At 43.9% G+C, this 20115-nt stretch carries 15 protein-coding genes; 4 read left to right on the top strand and 11 right to left on the bottom strand.

The window, feature by feature from the left end; translation table 11 throughout:
• Positions 1-354: 354 nt before the first annotated feature.
• The 7 genes from P2G54_RS05435 to P2G54_RS05405 form a co-directional block, all read right to left on the bottom strand.
• A complete protein-coding gene (locus tag P2G54_RS05435) occupies positions 355-1107 on the bottom strand; it encodes a DUF1080 domain-containing protein (protein ID WP_275868992.1) in 753 nt (250 codons plus the stop codon).
• Positions 1108-1237: 130 nt separating this feature from the next.
• Positions 1238-4042 (bottom strand): PQQ-dependent sugar dehydrogenase, encoded by a 2805-nt coding sequence (locus P2G54_RS05430; RefSeq protein ID WP_275868990.1) that lies wholly within the window; start codon positions 4040-4042, stop codon positions 1238-1240.
• 244 nt (positions 4043-4286) lie between these two features.
• Positions 4287-6050, bottom strand: coding sequence for an APC family permease (locus P2G54_RS05425; protein WP_275868988.1), 1764 nt, complete (start codon positions 6048-6050; stop codon positions 4287-4289).
• A gap of 141 nt (positions 6051-6191) precedes the next feature.
• A complete protein-coding gene (locus P2G54_RS05420; RefSeq protein WP_275868986.1) occupies positions 6192-7196 on the bottom strand; it encodes a Gfo/Idh/MocA family oxidoreductase in 1005 nt (334 codons plus the stop codon).
• Between the two features lie 70 nt (positions 7197-7266).
• The gene (locus P2G54_RS05415; protein ID WP_275868984.1) at positions 7267-7773 is read right to left on the bottom strand and encodes a heme-binding domain-containing protein; all 507 of its coding nucleotides are present in this window, start codon (positions 7771-7773) and stop codon (positions 7267-7269) included.
• 112 nt (positions 7774-7885) lie between these two features.
• Positions 7886-8659 carry a hypothetical protein gene (locus P2G54_RS05410; protein ID WP_275868982.1) on the bottom strand — a complete coding sequence of 258 codons (774 nt, stop codon included), beginning with the start codon at positions 8657-8659 and terminating at the stop codon, positions 7886-7888.
• A 193-nt stretch (positions 8660-8852) separates the two neighbouring features.
• Entirely contained in the window at positions 8853-10319 is a 1467-nt protein-coding gene (locus tag P2G54_RS05405) for a Gfo/Idh/MocA family oxidoreductase (protein ID WP_275868981.1), read from the bottom strand.
• A gap of 278 nt (positions 10320-10597) precedes the next feature.
• Between P2G54_RS05405 and P2G54_RS05400 the strand changes: the two genes are divergently transcribed.
• From P2G54_RS05400 to P2G54_RS05390, 3 genes are read left to right on the top strand one after another with little or no spacing between them, the layout of a single operon-like run.
• Positions 10598-11728 (top strand): Re/Si-specific NAD(P)(+) transhydrogenase subunit alpha, encoded by a 1131-nt coding sequence (locus P2G54_RS05400; RefSeq protein ID WP_275868979.1) that lies wholly within the window; start codon positions 10598-10600, stop codon positions 11726-11728.
• 12 nt (positions 11729-11740) lie between these two features.
• Entirely contained in the window at positions 11741-12028 is a 288-nt protein-coding gene (locus tag P2G54_RS05395) for an NAD(P) transhydrogenase subunit alpha (protein WP_275868977.1), read from the top strand.
• Positions 12025-13410 (top strand): NAD(P)(+) transhydrogenase (Re/Si-specific) subunit beta, encoded by a 1386-nt coding sequence (locus tag P2G54_RS05390; RefSeq protein WP_275868975.1) that lies wholly within the window; start codon positions 12025-12027, stop codon positions 13408-13410. Before P2G54_RS05395 ends, P2G54_RS05390 begins: the two co-directional genes overlap by 4 nt.
• 84 nt (positions 13411-13494) lie before the next feature.
• Here P2G54_RS05390 and dapA read toward each other — a convergent pair whose 3' ends face one another.
• From dapA to P2G54_RS05370, 4 genes are all read right to left on the bottom strand, one after another.
• Entirely contained in the window at positions 13495-14421 is a 927-nt protein-coding gene (gene dapA, locus P2G54_RS05385; protein WP_275868973.1) for a 4-hydroxy-tetrahydrodipicolinate synthase, read from the bottom strand.
• Between the two features lie 5 nt (positions 14422-14426).
• A complete protein-coding gene (locus tag P2G54_RS05380) occupies positions 14427-15428 on the bottom strand; it encodes a sialidase family protein (RefSeq protein ID WP_275868971.1) in 1002 nt (333 codons plus the stop codon).
• Positions 15429-15511: 83 nt separating this feature from the next.
• On the bottom strand, positions 15512-16699 hold the full coding sequence (locus P2G54_RS05375; RefSeq protein WP_275868970.1) for an acetylxylan esterase: 1188 nt from the start codon (positions 16697-16699) through the stop codon (positions 15512-15514).
• A 9-nt stretch (positions 16700-16708) separates the two neighbouring features.
• A complete protein-coding gene (locus P2G54_RS05370) occupies positions 16709-18157 on the bottom strand; it encodes a PhoPQ-activated pathogenicity-related family protein (protein WP_275868968.1) in 1449 nt (482 codons plus the stop codon).
• 210 nt (positions 18158-18367) lie between these two features.
• Here P2G54_RS05370 and P2G54_RS05365 point away from each other — a divergent pair, with 210 nt between their 5' ends.
• On the top strand, positions 18368-20110 hold the full coding sequence (locus tag P2G54_RS05365) for an adenosylcobalamin-dependent ribonucleoside-diphosphate reductase (protein ID WP_275868967.1): 1743 nt from the start codon (positions 18368-18370) through the stop codon (positions 20108-20110).
• Positions 20111-20115 lie beyond the last annotated feature (5 nt).

Below are 20115 nucleotides of genomic sequence, written 5' to 3'. Positions count from 1 at the left end.
GAAGTAAGCCAAAAGTCAGGCTGGGTCTAAAAACATATTTCCGCTTGATCTGATTCGGTTGGCCTGCTGCCATAGGCGAAGGTGAGATTTTGGTTTTGTCCGATGGGTAATCGGGTTGGGGTTTATTGATATTCGCAGAAAAATATAAGGTTTTTAGTGGAAGTTTCTATCCTGAAAACGGGTAATGTGCAGGAGGAAATTTGGTTAGGTCGAAATTTTACGGTTTTATTAACAAGGGTGGGGTGGATTTTTCGATTTTTTCTCTCCAAGTTTGAATTAACAGTACATCAACCTCTAAAAAAGAAAGGGCATCCAAATCTGGATGCCCTTTTTAAATAGGAGGGAAGAATGATTTTATAGTTCCTTTATTTTCAAATTTTTAAATGAAATCCCTTTTGCCCAATCCTGTAAGGCGATATGTCCTTTCGTTGATTTGCCAAAATCAGGGTATTTGCTGAAATTGGAATTGGCAACTGTGTCCGACCAAGCCTGAGAATTAAAATCTACTTCAACAGTCAGGACCCCATTTAGGTAAAATTGGGTTTTACCGTCTACTTGAAGAATCCTGGATTGGTTCCATTCCTCTGAAGATTTGGTTTCTGCAGGATTTTTTTGTCCATAGAATCCATAAAGGCATCCTGATTTTTTAACAGGGACGTCTACCTCAAAATGTGAATTTGATAATAATTGATATTCTGGACCGGTATTCCATGCAAACATGATTTCCGGCTTTTCAATCACATTAATAAACACACCGCTGTTTCCTTCTTCCTCAATCTTCCATTCAAATCTGAAATCAAAGTTTTCATATTGATTGTCGGTGAGTAAATCTGCCGGGTCGGAAGTCCTTTCGGGATTGCATCTTAATTCCCCATTGAATACCTCCCAAGCAGAAGGGGCCTCACCTTGGTTATACACATGCCATCCTTCCAATGTGGTTCCGTCAAACAAGAGTTTCCAGCCTTCTCCTTTTTCGGAATCAGACAATTGATTGTCTTGAATTGCTTCGGGTTCAGAGCTGTTTTCCTCCTTGTTCTTGGATTGACAGGAAACTATCAAGAGGGAAATTAGACTTAAATAGAGGGTGTTTAAAGTAAATCGATTCATTTTTTCTGGGTTGATTGATATTGAAAATTGGGTAATCGGCAGATTATTTTAGTCAGGTGTCAATTTACAAAATAGGGTGAATTGGGATAAACAAAACCCCCGAATACTTGAGTTCGGGGGCAGGTTCAATTTATTGTTCGGCCTTATTTTTAAACTCGATCTCCAAAATACTCATCAGGATTTGATCACTAGTTGCCTCAGGATTTTTGAAGATAAAGTAGAGATCCTGTTGGCCTGAGGCCGGCTTGATCTTCACCACAGCGCGATTCGCATTTTGTCTCCTCCAATCGATCATGCTTACTCCTTGTGGTGGTCGGAATCCTCCTCCTTCTTTTCTGCCGATTTTTTCGGACTGGCCCAATAGCTCACCTGTAGGAGAACCTAGGCGGATTTCTACAGATCCACCAATTGCTCCATTTCTCTGGGTGATGCTACTCAAAACATCGATTTGCTCTACCCCAGATAGATCTATGCCTTTCAGAGCAAACTGGGAATTATCACCAACCATCATAAAGTTTACACTTGGAGTGGTTAGAAGTTGTACCCCTTTTCTTTCTACAGAGGTTTGTGGATTGATAAAAGGAGATTTCAATGCTACAAAGTCTATCCCATTGAGCGAACCCATCGCTCCTGAACCCTTATCGGAATAAGCTGCTCTCAACAAGAAGCTTCCTTCACCGTTTTCTCCTTCGGGAATCTCAGGGTTGACTGTTCCACTCAAAGGAAGTGATGGGATATTGGCCTGCTCATCATTCATAGAAAGGATGTAATCAACCATTCGTCTTGCGTCAGCCTCACTTAAGGAAGGGTGCGCACTCATACCATGATCTCCCCAAACACCAGATCCCCCATTGATGATTTTACCGATGAGGTATTTGGTGTTTTCTTCTGAATTTGGATATTTCTCAGCTACAGCCTGATAGCTTGGTCCAATGGACTTTTCTTCATATTGATGGCAGGACTTACAGTCACTTGCCTCGATTAGATTTTTACCCAAATTCAGAATCGCTGCATTTTCCACACCGCTTTGCTTGGAAGCAACTTCAATCGGATCAAAACCTGCCGGTACATAATCAAAGGTCACGGCAACTTCCTCCGGTTTGATGGATCCATCGGCTGTACTTCCATCTTCCTGGTCGGATACAGTGATGGAATAGGCCAGCTCTTTTTCTCCAAACCAGAAGGATTTGTTTACTCCTCCCAAATCAATGGTAACTTTTGGAGGCTCATTTCCGGCATTGATTTCCAAGCTGCTACTGTTGGTTTCACCTTTTGTATCTGTGACAGTAAGGGTTACCTGATAGGTTCCCGCTTCATTGAAAGTAAAGCTTGGGTTTGCTTCAGTTAGTGTTTGGCTGAATCCTGAGCCATTAGTAATTGCCCAAGAATAATCCAGTTTCCCCTGATCATAATCGTCGTAATCGTTGGTTCCTTCTGAACTGAATGCAACGGTCAAAGGAATGGCTCCAGAAGTTTTGTCTGAGGATGCAGCCACATTTGGCTTTCGGTTACCTGAGTTGTACTCGATTTTGATCAAACGTGAATTGGCATTTCCTCTGAACCATGCAGAACCATATTCCAAAATATATAAGGCACCATCCGGTCCAAAATCCATGTCAATTGCTGAGCTAAAGGTCTCATTGGGAATGAATCGTTCCATTCCCGCATAATCCCCGTTTTCATCCATGGAAACTGCGAAAATCCAACCTCTCATGAAGTCTACGATCAGCCATTTTCCTTCATAATAAGCAGGAAATACAAAAGGAGCGTCTTTTTTGAAATCTGCTTTTCTGAATACCGGGCCGCCGGTCGCACTTCTTCCTGAGCTACCCAGTTGAGGGAAAACCTCAGATGTTCCATATGGGTAGTAAATCATGGCAGGTATTACCGGTGTCGGCAACTCTCTAAGTCCAGTGTTGTTTCTGGATTCATTTACCGGGTGGTTGACATCGAATGGCTCACCATATGTGCCCGCGTCGAAGTCGTGCTTGTTGTAAGGAAAATTATCCCCGATGAAATAGGGCCAACCAAAGAATCCGGGGCCTTTTGCCTGATTAAATTCATCATAGCCTTTTGGACCCCAGATAGAATCGACCGAGGCATCTGGTCCTACCTCACCCCAGTAGAGGTATCCAGTTTCGCTATCCAAGGTTGGTCTCCAGGGATTCCTGTGCCCCATAGTGTAGATTTCAGGTCTGGTTTTTTCTGTGCCTACCGGGAAAAGGTTTCCTTCTGGAATGGTGTAAGTTCCGTCATCTTCTGGATGGATTCTCAGGATTTTCCCTCTCAGGTCATTGGTGTTTCCGGGAGCACGCTGGTCATCGTTGTTTTCGAAGCCAGGTCTATCGTCCAAGTTGGAAGACCCAACACGGGGATTTACGGTGTTATTTCCAACAGTCAGGTAAAGATTACCTTCGGCATCAAAAACCATCCCGCCTCCCGTGTGGCAGCATTCTTCCCTTTGGGTAGGGATTTCAAGTACAATTTTTTTGGAGGATTCAATCAGTTCATTCCCCCTGAGTTCCCATCTGGCCAACACATGTTTCGTGTCTGTAGGATCTGCGTAGTACATGTAGATCCAGTTGTTTTTGGCGTAGTCAGGGTGAGCGATTACGCCCATCAGGCCTTCTTCTGCCTCGCGGGTAACTCCGGCTTTATTGGTGTATTTGGTATTGACAGGAATGGTGGCAACAAGTGTTACCTCTCTCGTGTTTTCATCCAGGATTTTTACTCCGCCTTTTCGCTCTACAAAAAGCACCCGGTTTCCGGGAAGAAAAGTCATTTCCATGGGCTCGTCCATTCCTTCCGTTAAGACGACTTTTGTGAATCGGTTGTCCTCAGGTTTGACGGTAGGATCATCGGTGCTTTTACAGGCAAAAAAGCCCAAAAGTAGGGAAAAGCTTAAAGCAGTTCCCAGTAAAGAAGGTTTAGTCATAGGTTCTTGGGGGGTGAAAATAGATTTAAAGGGTCAAGTGGAAATAAATTTGCCAATGCTGGGGAAATCCCAACTTAAATACAAATGGATTTTTCGGGTGCGGTAGAAAATTGGGATGGAAAGTTTATCTCTTCTTTCTGGTAAAAAATAACTGGAATTGATTTTCCCCAGGATGTAACTGTTTAATAGGTAGGTGATTGTTGTATTATCTCATTTAGAATCAATAGGGTGTGGTAAGGACCCGTCATATGATTAGTCTTACACCCCCTAGTTCCTCAATTCGGTATGGGAATTTATTTCCAGGCGAACCGATAAACATGAAATTGACAGGGATGCTCCACTTTTCTGAGAGTTCTTGGATGAGTTCAGGGGTAAATGTCCCATTGATTTCCACAAATTCTATGGAAATTTCGGGGTATTCCCGATCTAGAAATGAAATTTCTTGTTTTAAGTTTTCCGGGAGTTTTTGCCCTTTGTCCAAAACAGTGGCGATTTTCATTTTTTTGGTATGCTCATTTTTAGAAACATAAAGCATTACCTTATTGAGTGTGGCAATGTCATCCCCCTTGGTAAAAAAGACAAATTCCTGGTTGTTGATATGGTCAATGGTTCGGTGAATGTTTCGGTCAATTCGGGCTACAAATCTTCGGATTGGGCCAAATAAATACTCAATGGTATTTAAGACAAACTTTAGTAAGGAGGTTCTGTTGAGCATCACCACCACAAAAAGTGTAGCAGGGATGAAGTAATACAAAAACACCGTAATGTTACTTGGTAATCCTTCCTTGGCTGGCATAAGGATGTTTCCGGTCAAAGCAATGAGTACCGCTGCAATCGCCAAAAGAACACCCATAAAAGGTGCGATTTCTGGTCTTGGAAGTTTTTTTCGGTAGGTTTTAAGTAGAATGTTGCCGATCCCAAACAGGGCCATTACCGATAAAAAGGAAATGGTATATACCCCTGCAAGAAGTTTTACATTCCCTTTAGTTATCAGCAAAACAGAAACAGAGAGAATCAAAAACATCAAAATGATGCGGTAAGAACTACCTCTTTTGTTCTTTTGAAGAAAGAAGGGGGGCATGATGCGGTCCAGAGCCATTCTTTCAAGTAAACCGGTTACACCTACAAAGGAGGTCAAAACGGCACCACTCAAGACTAAAAATGCATCCACGGCAATCAGAACGGCCACCCCTTGGCCTCCTACATGCTGAGCCATTTCTGTCAGTAAGGTGTTTTGGAATTCATCACTTTGAAGAAGAGGAATCGCAAAAAGAGCCAGAGCGAAAACGGCCATTAGGGGATTGATCACACTGACAATCGCCCACATGTTGCGAAGAGTCTTTGGAAATACCCCTCTTTGTTGTTCCTCTACAAAGTTTGCCGAGCTTTCAAATCCAGAGACCCCCAACATGGAAGCAGCAAATCCTAAAAAGATGGCCTTGCTGATGCCTTCCCCATCCTGGAGTGGAAGGTTCCAGTTATCAAAAAAGGTTCCCACACCATTTTGGAAGAGGTAGAAAATGATGAAGCCACTGAGAATGACTAATGAGCCAAGGTGAAACAGGAAAATTCCTATGGCGACCTTGGCCGATTCGGATATTCCTCCAATTACCAGTAAAGCAAAAATGGACAGAAGTAGAACCGTAGCCGGGATAATGGGCATGGATGGGACAATATGGTGAAGGTAATGGATTCCTTCATTTGCCGATATAACCGCTGTGGCCATATAGGAAAGTAGAGTCAAAGTTGCTGCGAGGGAAGCTGTTGATTTACTGGTAGTGTTCAGCAGGGCATTGTAAGCCCCACCATTCAATGGTAAGGCTCCGACTACCTCTCCATAGATTTTTCTAAAGAGGAATAGAACAAAAGAAACTATCAACAAGGTGATCCAGGCATACTGTCCGGCAAAGGCTATGGCTAATGCTGAAACATATAAAACGGAAGAGCTAATGTCATTGCCACATATTGCAGTAGCTGAAAGCTCACCCAATTTTTCGTGCTTTTTCATGGCAGGTGATAGCTGTTAATTCCAGTCTATTTTACGTAAAAATCCCTGAAAAAGAGTGGTTTTACCCTTTAATTTTGGGGGGTACGTATTTGTTAGGGGATTGTTCCTTTTGGATTAATCATCCCCCTATTAGCTGCGCTGTTACCCGATTCTGGTTTTTACCAATTCATCCATAACCCAATTTGTACGGGCTCCAGAGATCCCGGTGCTTGGGCAGGTTTCAGTTCCCAATAAATCTCCGACAATGGATGAGATCAAAGGTTGTTGGATATGATGGGGGAGTTGGACTTGGAAATGCTCGGTGTCTTTAAAGTCGTGAATTAGCGTAAATTCTCCTTTTCCGAATGTTTCAAATCGTATTTGACCTTTACTTCCGTCAATAATCACCTCATCTTTTTCGGCGGACTGACAACTGGTAAAGCACCAGTTTCCAGTGCCTAGGATCCCGTTTTTGAAGGCAAAACTTCCGACTACAATGTCTTCCGCTTCATAGGCTTTGGCCTGGTTGGAAGCATATCCGCTTGCATGGGTGATGGGTCCAAAAAAGAAATCCAGGAGATCCAGTTGGTGAGATGCCAAGTCAAAAAAGTACCCGCCGCCGGAAATATCCGGGTTTATTCTCCAGTTGTTTTTCAGTTTTGCAATGATTTCTGGCTCAACCACTTGTTTCATGTTGATGTGAACTGTTCGGATCTCACCGATCTCTCCCTGCTCCATCAGTTCCTTAATCTTTAAAAAATGGGGGAGAGCACGACGGTAATAAGCGATATACAATGGCACTTGTGCCTTCTCGCAGATCTGGATCATTTCTTGACATTCGGCATAGGTTCTCGCCATAGGTTTTTCTACATATACAGGTTTTCCTGCAGCCGCGGCCATCCGGGTCAGTTCCAGGTGCGCATTTGGTGGGGTGGCAATGTATATGGCATTGACTTCAGGGTCATCGATCAGTGCCTGAGCTGAGGTGTACCATTTAGGGACTCCGTGACGCTGAGCATAATCCTTAACCTTTTCCTCATCCCGTCTCATGACTGCGACCAATTTGCTGTGAGGGATCAAGTTCATTGCGGGAGCAGATTTGACTTCACAGACATTCCCTACTCCGATGACTCCCCATCGGACTTCCGAATCGTTGATTTTCTTCATTCCTAAAAATACAGAGGAAAGCCTGATTTAGATCGAAAAAAAGCCCCGAATTTTATTTCGGGGCTCCTGATTATTGTGCTGGGGGCGTTCTTCTTTTCATTACCAGACTATCCGCAGGATAGGTGGCTTTGAGGTAGGCCATTTGATCCTTAGCCCAATCGATCAGGACTTGACGATCCGAATCGCTAAGATTGGCTTCAGGATGCAATCCCATGGCTGTGTAGGATTCCAATGGCATTTCTTTTTCCTCAACCATTTCTATGGTTTCCTCAAATTTGTGGTTTTGAACTGCAAGAGGAAGCTGGGTAAAGTTGGAAAAGTTGAGATGTCTTTTTCCATCTACAATATGGTTATTCAGCCAAAAACCAATCGGTTCGATTTTGGAATACCAAGGATATACGGTTTGATTGGAATGACAGTCATTGCAAGCCCCCTTTAAAAGAGTCTGCACATTTTCCGGCACATTGTAGCTTTTGGAGACGTCATAAGTCATGTCGTTGCTGTCATTTTTTTCATAGGGAATGAACTGAATCACTACAAGAATGACTAAAACTGCTATGGAGATTTTCTTGATCATATTGATGGGTTTTTTGGCTTAGATGCAGTAAAAATACAAAGGTTTAATAAGTTAACGCAGAATTTTATTTTTAAAACAAGCTTGCTTCCTTTTAACCTTTTTTTAATTCAAATTAGAATTTGATTCCTAGGGATAATCCCCCTCTCAAGCTGGCAAATGGTCCATCGAAAGTCATTTTTGCACCATTGCTGTTGACCTCTACATCGTATTCCAGTACGGGGATGTCCAAGCTGTTCAATTCATTGCGAAGGCCATCTTGTTCTTCTTGAGTCAGGGAAGCTACAGTGGAAATGGTTCCATTTGAACTACCATAAGAGCCTCCTATGATCCACCAGTCCAAATACAAACTTTTACCAAGCTTCCACTGAGCTCCAAACATCAAGCCGCCAGTGATTCCTTTTATATCCCCATTGAGATCCAGGGTACGGGTTTCCTCAAAAAAGAACCCATTCTCCTCTACTTCATAGGTGAATTCAAAATCCTTGACAGTTATGTCTGATTTAGAATAACGTAGGTATGGAGCTATGTAAAACCCTCTGGGTCCTGATTTTTTTCCTAAATAAAAACGGAATTCTGGGGTCACGGCGAAATTCCCCATGGATACTCGTTCGATTTCCTTGAAAGTGTCCGGGTCATCTATTTGGTTTTCCAAAAATCCCATAAGCGGAAGGTCGCCTTTTGGCATGGTTCGGACTCCTAAGGCAAATGAGGTTTTTCTGGACAACATCCGCTCATATTGAAATCCATAATTCTTCAGTAAAAAGCCGGTCAAATTAACCTTTATGAGGTTTTTGTCATAGTCCGCAGGGGCTTCGGGTTCTTCCTGAGAAAAGGAAGGAAAGCTGATCAGGATTGAAAAAAGGAGAAGGAGTAAAGGTTTTTTCATGATTCTACTTTTTAAATAATTTGAATTTTAAGTGTTTGTAATAAATAAAATTTCAGGATAATTAGTCTGAAGTTAGAATTTTAATAAGCTAATGTATTAAAAATCGAATACCCAAAGGGTCCATGCACTGATATAAAAAAAATCAGCCCAATTCCATTTGGGAACTGGGCTGATTGATGAATGGAAAGAAGCATTAAACTTCGAATCCTGGTCGATAGGTTCTGCCAACAAATTGATTGGCTTCTTCCAGGTTGGTGATTCTCATGTTTTCACCATCCCAAAGCAACTTTCTACGTCCAAAGAACTCCATTTGTCCCTTGCTGTTCTCTCTTCTGAGCATATAGCTACGGATGGCAAGATTACCCATCAATACGGTTTCCGTCATAGGTCCGGCATAGTCAAAAGAGGAGGTTAGGCCCTGATGCTCCTTGCTGCCAAAACCAGCTTTACAAGCATCTACCCAAAGCCTTTGGTGCCCGTATTCAGGTTCCATTCCCTCTTCGGTTTGTGGACCTATTTCTACAGTTCCATCGTTGAGGTATAGCTTTGGCATTAATGGAGAGGAATCATTGATATTGGTGGATATAATTCCTTTTTCCCCGATTATCAAAACCCCGTTTGCGGAATTTGCACCTCCGATATCGTCGTTGGCAGGAATGATGTCTGGATGGGAAGGCCTGATGCCTCCGTCACTCCAGGTCATTTCAATAGGGGATTTGCTTTTTGCAGTAGCGGCAAAGTGCAAAGTGATAAATGAGGATGCAGGGCATCCCTCTGGATGGTAATCGGCAGTCCACATTTTGCTGAATACGGATCCCACGCTACACTCCGCATCGGTTGGATAGTGTAATCCCAACGTACGGAACGGGATATCAATCAGGTGGCATCCAACGTCACCCAATGCTCCAGTTCCGTAATCCCACCAACCTCTCCAGTTGAATGGGTGCAAGTTAGGTGTGAAAGGAATTTCCGGAGCTGGACCCAACCAAAGATCCCATTGAAGGGCATCCGGTTTTTCTCCAGGCGCAGCAGCTGGGAAGGCGCCTCCCTGAGGCCAAACCGGCCTATTGGTCCAGACCTGGACTTTTGATACCGCGCCGATACGGTCTTCGTCTATCCATTGCTGTACCAGTTTCAGAAGAGGGTTTGAGCCACCTTGGTTTCCCATTTGAGTGACCACTTCTTGGGTTCTGGCCATTTCGGTCAGCATTCTGGCTTCCCGGATGTTATGGGTCATGGGTTTCTGAACATAGACGTGCTTTCCCCTTTCCATTGCAAATTTGGCAGCAGGGCCGTGAACATGGTCTGGAGTGGAAATGGTTACTGCATCAATGTCCTTTTCTTTTTCAAGCATTTCCCTGTAATCTGCGTAGAGCTTTGCATTTGGGAAATTCTCTACCGATCTCTTTGCAGATCCGGAAAAATCAACGTCGCAAAGGGCTACAACCCGTTCACGCCCATTTACCGAAGCATTGAAAATATCACTGGCTCCTTTGCCGCCGGCTCCTATGGCCGCTAGATTCAATTGGTCCGACGGGGAAATAAATCCTACTCCGCCGAGTACATGACGGGGGACTATAAAAAAGGAGGAGGCGATTGCCGCATTTTTAATAAAATCTCTCCGGGATTGTCCGGTTTGATCCTTTTTGGATTCTTTCATGGGTTAATGTTAAAAGAGGTTTAATAGAAACGGCTTTAAAATAAGGATTAAAATTTACTAATCTACCCTGTATTGTGAGGATTGACTACAGATTCATTTAAATGTCCCCTCCGTTAGTTTAAATCGATTTCGCAACAAAAACTTCGAAATGCATTCCGTCCAAAAACAAATATTTATTTTGATTTTCTTATTTTCAGGCTGGTTAAATACCTGCTAAAACCTAAATTCGAAAAAATGTACGTGGATCTAAATGTTAGATTCAATTCAAACCTTCTGAAATGAAAATTGGTGTATTAAAAGAGACAAAAGCCTACGAAAAGAGAGTTGCCATAACTCCAGATGTGGTGAAACTCCTGGTGAAAAAGGAGTTTGAAGTAGTCATTGAAGAGGGGGCTGGTGAGGGTTCGTATTATTCGGATCAGGACTACCGGAATGCAGGGGCCGAAGTTGCCAAATCTGCGGAAGTGTTTGCCGCCGATTTATTGCTGAAAGTAAACCTTTTTACCAAAGAGGAAATCTCGCAAATGAAAAATGGGGCTTCCTGTATTTCCTTCATGTATGCCTATCAGCATCCGGAAATCATTCAGGCCCTCAATGAAAAATCCATTACTTCCATTTCCATGGATGCCGTACCGAGGATTTCAAGGGCCCAAAAAATGGATGCTCTGAGTTCTCAAGCCAACCTTGCCGGATACAAATCGGTGATTTTGGGAGCTAACCATTTGGGTAAAATCTTTCCGCTGATGATGACTGCATCCGGAACGATCACCCCGGCCAAAGTTTTGATCTTTGGAGCAGGTGTAGCTGGTCTTCAGGCCATCGCCACAGCAAAACGATTGGGAGCAATTGTGGAGGTAACAGATGTTAGACCTGAAACCAAAGAGCAGGTAGAATCCCTGGGCGGAAGATTCCTGACAGTGGAAGGTGCGGAAGAGGTTAAAATTGAGGGAGGCTATGCCAAGGAGGTTTCTGCTGAATTCCTGCAAAAACAGCAGCAGCTGATTCGGGAAAAAATCAAAGAAGCTGACTTGGTGATTACCACAGCATTGGTGATGGGCAAGAAATCCCCGATTCTGGTCACTGAGGAAATGGTCAAGAGTATGAAAGCCGGTTCCGTAATTGTCGATATGGCTGTGGAATCCGGAGGTAACTGTGAACTTTCAGAAATCAACAAAATTGTAGTGAAACATGGGGTCACCTTGGTAGGAGAGTCTAACCTTCCTTCACTGCTTTCAACTAATGCCAGCCAGTTGTATGCCATCAATATCAGCACCTTGTTACTCCATCTTTTCAATCAGTTTGGGCTGAATCTGGATAGGGAGGAGGAAATCACCAAAGGTGTCCTGATCACCCATGAGGGAGAGCTGGTACATGAGTTCACCAAAAATATTCTAAACCCAAAAAGCTAAAACCCCTAGATTATGAACGCTGACTCTTTATTGATTTTACTGTATGTTCTGGTCCTTGCGAGTTATTTGGGATTTGAACTCATTTCCAAAGTACCTCCTACACTTCACACCCCTTTGATGTCCGGATCCAATGCGATTTCAGGAATCACCATTGTCGGAGCCCTTTTGGCCTGTAACGAAATGGGTTATACCACACTGAGTAAATGGTTGGGCATGGGTGCCCTTGTCCTGGCCAGTATCAATGTGGTAGGAGGATATGCTGTTACAGATCGTATGCTTAAAATGTTTAAGAAGAAATGAGTATAACCACACAAATCGCCTACCTCGTTGCCTCCGTTTTATTTATCCTGGGAATTAAATTTTTGGGAAAAACAAAGGATGCCAGAAAGGGAAATATGCTTTCTTCTGTCGGTATGCTCATTGCTATTGTAGCAACTCTGCTGACACTGGAAGTTGTCTCTTTGACCGAAATTTTCATCTGTATGCTATTGGGTGGGACTATCGGTCTGTATTACGCCAAAAAGGTGGAAATGACCAAAATCCCAGAAATGGTGGCCCTTTTCAACGGCTTTGGTGGCCTGGCCTCATTTGGGGTGGCCCTTTCTGACCACTTCTTCAAAACCGAGATTTTGGGGACTCAGCTGGATGCAGTCAATTCCGTCAGTATCATTCTCAGTGTCCTGATCGGGGGGGTAACCTTTACCGGATCCGTAGTGGCCTGGATGAAGCTGAATGGAAAAATTTCCGGCTCACCCATCACCTTTAAGGGCCAGCATGCGCTCAATTTGGTGTTGCTGATTTCATTCCTGATTGCGGCGGTGTTTACCTATATGTATCAAACCGATCCGCTTTATATCTCTTTGTTGGTGGTCCTTTCCCTGCTCGTTGGGGTATTGATCGTGATTCCAATCGGCGGTGCAGATATGCCGGTTGTGATTTCCCTGCTCAATTCCTATTCAGGTATGGCAGCTTGCGCAACGGGCTTCATTTTGAACAATAACGTGTTGATCGTTGCAGGTTCTCTGGTTGGAGCTTCCGGTATTATCCTTACTCAGATCATGTGTAAGGCGATGAACCGCTCCCTGACCAATGTCCTTTTAGGAGGCTTTGGCCAGACAGCAGCTACACAAGGAGAGGATGGTCCAGCCATGGTCATAAAGGAAATCGGTGTGGAGGAAAGTGCCATGCTGTTTGACTCTGTTTCTTCCGTTATCGTAGTTCCAGGTTATGGTATGGCAGTTGCCCAGGCACAGCATGCCGTACGTGAGTTGATGGAACAGTGCGAAAAAAGAAATATTGATTTCAAATTCGCTATCCACCCGGTGGCAGGTAGAATGCCTGGACATATGAATGTATTGCTGGCTGAGGCAAATATTTCCTATGATAAACTCATTGAAATGGAAGCCATCAATGATGAGTTTCCAAATACTGATCTGGTGTTTGTGATTGGTGCCAATGACGTGGTCAACCCGGCAGCAAGAACCAACCCTCAAAGTCCTATCTATGGTATGCCAATCCTGAACGCAGATAAAGCCAAGACGGTCATTGTCAGTAAGCGTAGTATGGGTAAAGGTTATGCTGGGATTGAAAATGAACTCTTTGGCTATCCGAATTGTCTGATGCTATTCGGAGATGCAAAGCAGACCATTACCAAGGTAGTGGCCGAAATGAAGGATATGTAATTGAAATAGATTTATACTTCAAGAAAAACCTCCGATACAATCAGAATCGGAGGTTTTTTATTGGATGAAAATCCATAAAATTTCTTAGATCATGTTTCTGAGCTGGGCCTTCACCGTATCAAGCTTTTCGGATAAGGTATTCATTTCAGATTCATTGAAAGGAATAACGGGAAGTGCCGTGAATTTCTGGCATAGTCCCTCCAAGGCCATTGCTCCTTTGATCCCCTTGAGATAATCATTTGGATAGCCTCCGTGATGGTAAAGGTTTTTGCTTAAAAAACCGATAGACTCCTGAAGTTCAGATGCCCTGGCTTTATCGTTTTTGTCAAAGGCTTCCATCACAGAAACATAGAGGTCTGGAAAGAGATTGGATCCTCCTGTTACTCCTCCATGTCCTCCCATTTGAAGGGTTTCCAAGAGTATTTCTTCTGGTCCAACCAAAACCGTAAACTCAGGCATTTCTCTGCAAGCATCACAAAGTTCCTGAAAGTAGGTCAGGTCTCCGGAGCTGTCCTTGATCCCAACAATATTGGGATGTTGGCTCAATTTCTTGACCCTTTCCACAGCAATGGATAAGTGCGTGTGGGAGGGCATGTTGTAGAGGAAAAGCGGTAAATCCACTGCATCAGCCAATTTTTGAAAGTAATTAACCAATTCATCCTGGCCAATTTTCATGTAAAATGGAGTAGTAGCCACCAATGCATTTGCGCCGGCCTTTCGGGCATATTCAGCCAAGTCAAGACTTTCCTCAAAAGAACAATCCGTAATCCCAACCAAAACAGGTATTCTACCATTGACCATCTCCCCAGTTGCTTGGATCAGTTCCTTTTTAAGTTGTTTGGAAAGGGAGGGGGCCTCACCGGTAGTTCCCAAAATAAATACTCCATCCACTCCTCCGGCAATTACATGCTCAAGGATTTTCTCCAGTGATGTTTGGTCCAGTGACAAATCAGCCAGAAGAGGAGTAATTAAGGGGGGAATGATGCCCCGGAAAGGTTTAGGGAGATCCATGAGCCTTAATTGATTTTGAGCTGAGCATATTTCACCTTTTCCCGGTTATAGGTATAGGTCAGGTGAACAGTGCCGTCACTAGCCTGTATGATGGCCGGGTAGCTGAATTCTCCCTTTTTCTCATCTTCCATCACCAACAATTCTTCCCAATTCACTCCGTCTGTGGAGCCCATCAGGGATAGTTTGTTTCTTCCTTTGGGAATCGGGTTGCAGAGCAAAAGGTGATATCCGTTTTGGAGGGTGACCCCATCTATTCCTGAATTGTTGTGAACCAAATTGGTAGCCTGAACGGGAGTCCACGTTGCGCCTTGGTCATCTGACCAGGTCACACCGATCTTCCCTTCCTGGGTTCTACAGAGCATTTGCAGTCTGCCATCGGGATGAAAGAAAACAGTTGGCTGGATGGCATTGAATTTCCCGTTTTCAATCTCTGTTTTTTTCCAGTTTTCAAGGTTTGAGTCTGAGCTTTCTACATGAATGGTCCATTTTTCCTCTGTCTCCAAACTACTTGGATACAGTATTTTTCCATTCGAAAGTGCTACGGGTTTATTCTTGATCGGACCAAGAATTCCATCAGGGAGAGGGATTTCCTCTGACCAAGTTTTTCCTAAATCATCGGATAATTTATAGGCTCCCCACCATTCTCTGGGATTGGGGCCGATTTTATAGAAAAGCACGGTTTTTCCATTATCCAAACGATAAAGAACCGGATTCCACGTTGGATATCGGGTTTGTTCATTTTCTACCCCATCCGCTGCTTTTTTTGGTTCTGACCATTTCTCCCCATTCAGTTGGGCAGTATAAATGCTGACATCCGGGTGGCGTTCATGTGTGCCTCCAAACCAGGCTGCCAATATTCCTTCTTCATTTTCAATCAGAGTAGAGGCATGACATTGGGGAAAGGGAGCCGTTTCATAAATGAATTCTGACTTTAGGATTTTGACTTCCGGTTTTTCAGTTTGGTTTGATAGGCTTAGGCTAAGCAGGAAAAGTATCAGGGCTTGCATAGAAAGTGCTTTGGTTAAAAGGTATAGTTTTTCAAGGAATTGGAAACTGATGGGATTTCTGTCCCGTGCTTTAGGGTTTCGTTTTAATTTTTGAAGTTGAGTTTGATGAATTCCAAATAATGCTTCCAGTCTTCAGGCGTAAGATTATGTTCGCCCTCCCGGATATGATAGCCCATGGAAGGCTGCAGAATCGGTCCCTGTAATTCCTCAAACTCAAGAGGGAAGACTGCCTTCTTTCCGAAAATTTCCTGATAAACTCTGCTACCCAAAGTCAAAGAAAGGTATTCACCTTTTGGATCTGCCCAGCGGTCTTCCCGCGCGCTGGAGAAATAAATAGCTCTTGGAGCGATCAGGGAGACCAAAAGATGCTGGTCAATGGGGAGCTCTTCTTCCTTGTTGTTATAGGATTTGAAATTGTCATTGAACCAGTGAGGAAAGCTAGTGTTGATCACCTGAACTGTTTCTCCAAATTTTCTTTTCGAAAGGGCAGCACCTCCGCATCCGGATTCATTTGGAATAGTTACGGCCCATCGGGGATCGTTGGCCGATGCCCACAAGGTCGCTTTTCCGGCTCTGGAATGTCCTACTAAGACAGATTTTTCGCTGTCAAAAAGAGCACTATTTTCGAAGTAATCCATGGCACGCATGGCTCCCCATCCCCAGGCTCCCAAGGCCCGCATTCCATCTGCCTGTTCAAGTTGTTCAGGGTACAGCTTTGAAATTATCCCTTCCGAAAATCTGATTTTGTCATCTGGCGCAACTGTCTCAGCGTGGAAGGAAGCAGTTGCAAAACCCTGCGCTATCAACTCGGGAACAGGCCAGAATCCTTCCTCCACTATCTGCCCATTGGGGTATTTTGGGGAGTAATTAATCAATAAAATCACAGGAAATGGACCTTTTCCGGATTTAGGAATAAATACATTCAGACGCATGGTGTAGTGTTGCCCTTTTCTCGATACGGTGATATTGACTTCTTTCAGAATTGCCTGATCCGGGTAGGGGTTCTCACTTTCCTTCACCTCCTCAAAGCTGATATTATCCAAATCCGTAGGGATTTTCCCATATACCTGCTCTTCAAATAATCTGAAGATTTCAGGTCTTCTGATTTCTTCCCATTCCTTGGCAGACTGAATGATTTTTCCTTTGGCACTTACAAAAGGATCAGGTAAAACCAGATCAGGTACTTTACTTTCATCATAATTGGGAGTAGGCTGGGACATAGCGAATTGACTGAACAATAGGGTGAATAGGGCTGAAAATAAGGTTTTCATATAAGTAGTTTAGTGGGAGGCAACTGCAGCCCGTTGGGGAACAAATTCACCGTAAGGGTAATCTCTCGGTAGTACTTCTATCCCAGAGGTAACCTTTAGGGGTGTTTCTCCCACAAAAGTCAGTTCCACGAAATAGCCTCTGAACCCTTCTTCGGGAGTTTTCATCAGGATTTCCAGTTCCCCGCTTTCATTCATGGGGATTTCTTCAGCCACCCAGTTGGGACCAAACTCATCGATCCGAAAATCTCTGGATAGGGGGTTGTAAGCAGACCAGAGTTTGACGGAAACAGGTTTATTGGAAGGAGTGGTTTTTATAAGAATTTTATCCCCTTCAATTTCCCAGTGGTACTCAGGCCTTTTGCTTTGGTTGAGGATGGAGGCATAGAAAGAAATAAGGTTGGGAAATGCATCTGATTTGCTCAGGTCATGGCCAAAATTGGGTACGTATTGCACATGTTTTTCTCCCTTGAGATCATTCCAGTAAAACTCCCAACTGTCAGGCTGGAAAAACTGATCTCCTGAGGCATTGATAAGTAATTTGGGAATGTCTAACTGGTCCACAAAAGAATAGGGCTCTGTCAATTCCAGCAAACGGTCAAATTCCGGAGTTCCCATCCAATCCATGACTCCTTCACGAACGTAGTCCGTCACGGCAGGGGCCCAAAACCCGTAATTTTTCCAATGGTGCTGAAAAGAGGGTTTCAGATTGAGTAGGTCGATTACTACAGGCGCAATAGCGATTACCCGGTCGTCAGTAGCAGCCGTGGTCCAGGTAGTCCATCCTCTTTTGGAAGCTCCCGCTACAAAGAATTTCTTGAGATCTTTTTGATTCTTTTGGAGAGCCACCTCAGTCACAGCATCCATGGCAAGTTTGACTGCTTTGGTCATGGGAAATCTCGCTAGCCAGATTGCATCTTCATCTTTGGCTCCTCCTTCCAGAAATTTCATCCAACCATAGGCAATGATTGCATCCTCATATCGCTCCCCAAACTCGTCATTGGCAAAGGTGATGGGTTGGAAGGGTACGTTGTGGATCTGGGCCACTATGGAGTTGGTCTGTTTTGCAGCCTCCAGAATCAGTGCATCCGGTTCGGTCGGCATAGCCGAATTGGTACTGCCTCCGCCTATCCACATCATGCCGGTTTCAAAAGGGCTGTCTTTGGGTACGATCATGCTTACCCAGTGCCACCATTCATTTTGGTCAACCAAGTCTGGGCTGAGCCATTTTTGGGAAATCATCTTAAGTACGTAAAAATCATAGCCCTCTTCCTGCTTAGTCAAAACGATTTCATATTGAAAATCCGGTGCTGGCCCCTGAACATAATCCCTGAGTAAATTCTTTGAATGAGAAGTAGTGGTTTCGGTAGTTTCTACCGGTTTTGAACAGCCTGTTAGGACAAGGCTGAAAAAAAGGGAATATAACGCGAGTTTGTAAACCCCTAAGTGGTGGATTTTCATGGTTTTGGACTTTTGTTAGTGCTTCAAAATCTAATGATTTAAATTCTAGGCAACAAAAGGCCTTTGAAGAAAAATCCAAGAAAGCCAATGGGACTTAAGCATGAGAATCGCAAGTGTTTTGAACAGCTGAAATCAAAATTGATGGAGGTTTTTTAGTAAATTCAGGTAATTAGTTTTTGAAAAATCATTTTCTCCGGGAAATCACTTGCCATGAAATCACTTTCCGAGAATGCCCTGAAAATCCTGCGGGAAAGATATCTCCTCAGAAATGCCCAAGGTAAAACCTTAGAGTCACCCGAGGGGATGTTTCGAAGGGTGGCAAAAGCCGTAGCAAAAGCGGAAGAGAACTATGCTGGAAAAGAAGCTGCCTTGCTGAGGGAAGAGGAATTTTTCGAAATGATGGCTGAGTTGGATTTCCTTCCCAATTCCACCACCCTGATGAATGCAGGGACTGGCTATGGACAGTTGAGCGCTTGCTTTGTACTTCCCGTGGAGGATAGTTTAAACGGGATATTCGAAACGCTCAAGTTGGCGGCCATGGTGCAGCAAAAAGGAGGAGGGACCGGTTTTAACTTTTCAAAACTGCGACCCGCCGGAGACTTTGTGAGCGGCCATGGTGGACAATCCTCCGGCCCGGTTTCCTTTATCAAACTTTTTGATTTTGCAACGGAACATATCAAGCAAGGAGGAAGGCGAAGAGGAGCCAATATGGGAATTTTGAATATTGACCATCCGGATATTTTTGAGTTTATCGGCTTAAGATCCAATGGCAAGCGGCTGAGGAATTTCAATCTATCGGTGGCGGTTTCTGATGCTTTTATGCATGCTCTGGAAAAAGGTGAAGAATGGGAGTTGATCAATCCCCGGACTCAAAAAGTCGCCAGGAAAGTTTCGGCCTCGATGATTTGGAAGGAGATAGTCTATCAAGCCTGGCTTTCCGGAAATCCGGGACTGATTTTTACCGATACCATCCAGCAGGCTAATCCAGTTCCTTCTTTGGGGAAAATCGAAGCAACCAACCCTTGTGGAGAGGTGCCCTTGTTGCCATATGAATCCTGCAATCTGGGTTCCATCAATTTGTCACATTATGGGAATAGGGAATCCCGAAAAATTGACTGGGAGAGGCTGAAGACTACCGTGAAGCTAGCTGTTCGGTTTCTCGACGATGTGTTGGAGATCAATAAATTTCCTTCCAGTTCCATCAAAAAAGCAACCTTGGCAAATCGAAAAATAGGCTTGGGAGTAATGGGATGGGCAGAACTTTTGATCCAACTCAGGATTCCCTATGCATCGGAAGAGGCGGTGGAGTTAGGAGCAAAACTGATGAAATTCATCCAAGATCAAAGTTTTGAGACTTCTTCCGAATTGGCAAAGGAAAGGGGATGCTTTCCCAACTGGGAGAAAAGCAAGTATTTTCCAGATCATCCCATGCGGAACGCTACCCAAACCAGTGTGGCTCCCACTGGGACGATTTCGATTTTGGCAGATACCTCTTCCTCCATTGAACCGCTCTTTGCGTTGGCTTTTCAGAGAAAAAACGTCCTGCAGGGTGAGACATTGAAAAGCATCAATCCGCTGTTTATGGAGATGCTTCAGGATGAAAACCTATTGAATGATTCCATTCTCGAAAAGGTGTTTGAAAAAGGGAGCTGTTTGGATATTCAAGAAATCCCGAAAAATCTGCAGGAAGTTTTTCGGACTGCTCTCGAAGTGTCCCCGGAATGGCATCTCCGCCATCAGGTGGCTTTTCAAAATTATACCGATAATGCAGTGTCTAAAACTGTGAATCTCCCGTCCACGGCAAATGTGGAGGAAGTGGAGGATCTTTACAAAAAAGCCTGGAGAGAAAAAGCAAAAGGGATTACCGTTTTTCGGAATGAATCAGGGGATCAGCAATTGCTTTACCGGGGCATCAAATCCACGGGACCTGAGTTCAAAACCTGTATTCGGTAATCCCT

The sequence above is a fragment of the Algoriphagus sp. CAU 1675 genome, from assembly GCF_029222925.1.
Taxonomy (GTDB): domain Bacteria; phylum Bacteroidota; class Bacteroidia; order Cytophagales; family Cyclobacteriaceae; genus Algoriphagus.
Note: the sequence above shows the minus strand (reverse complement) of the source record. Positions and strands in the feature narration are given on the sequence as shown.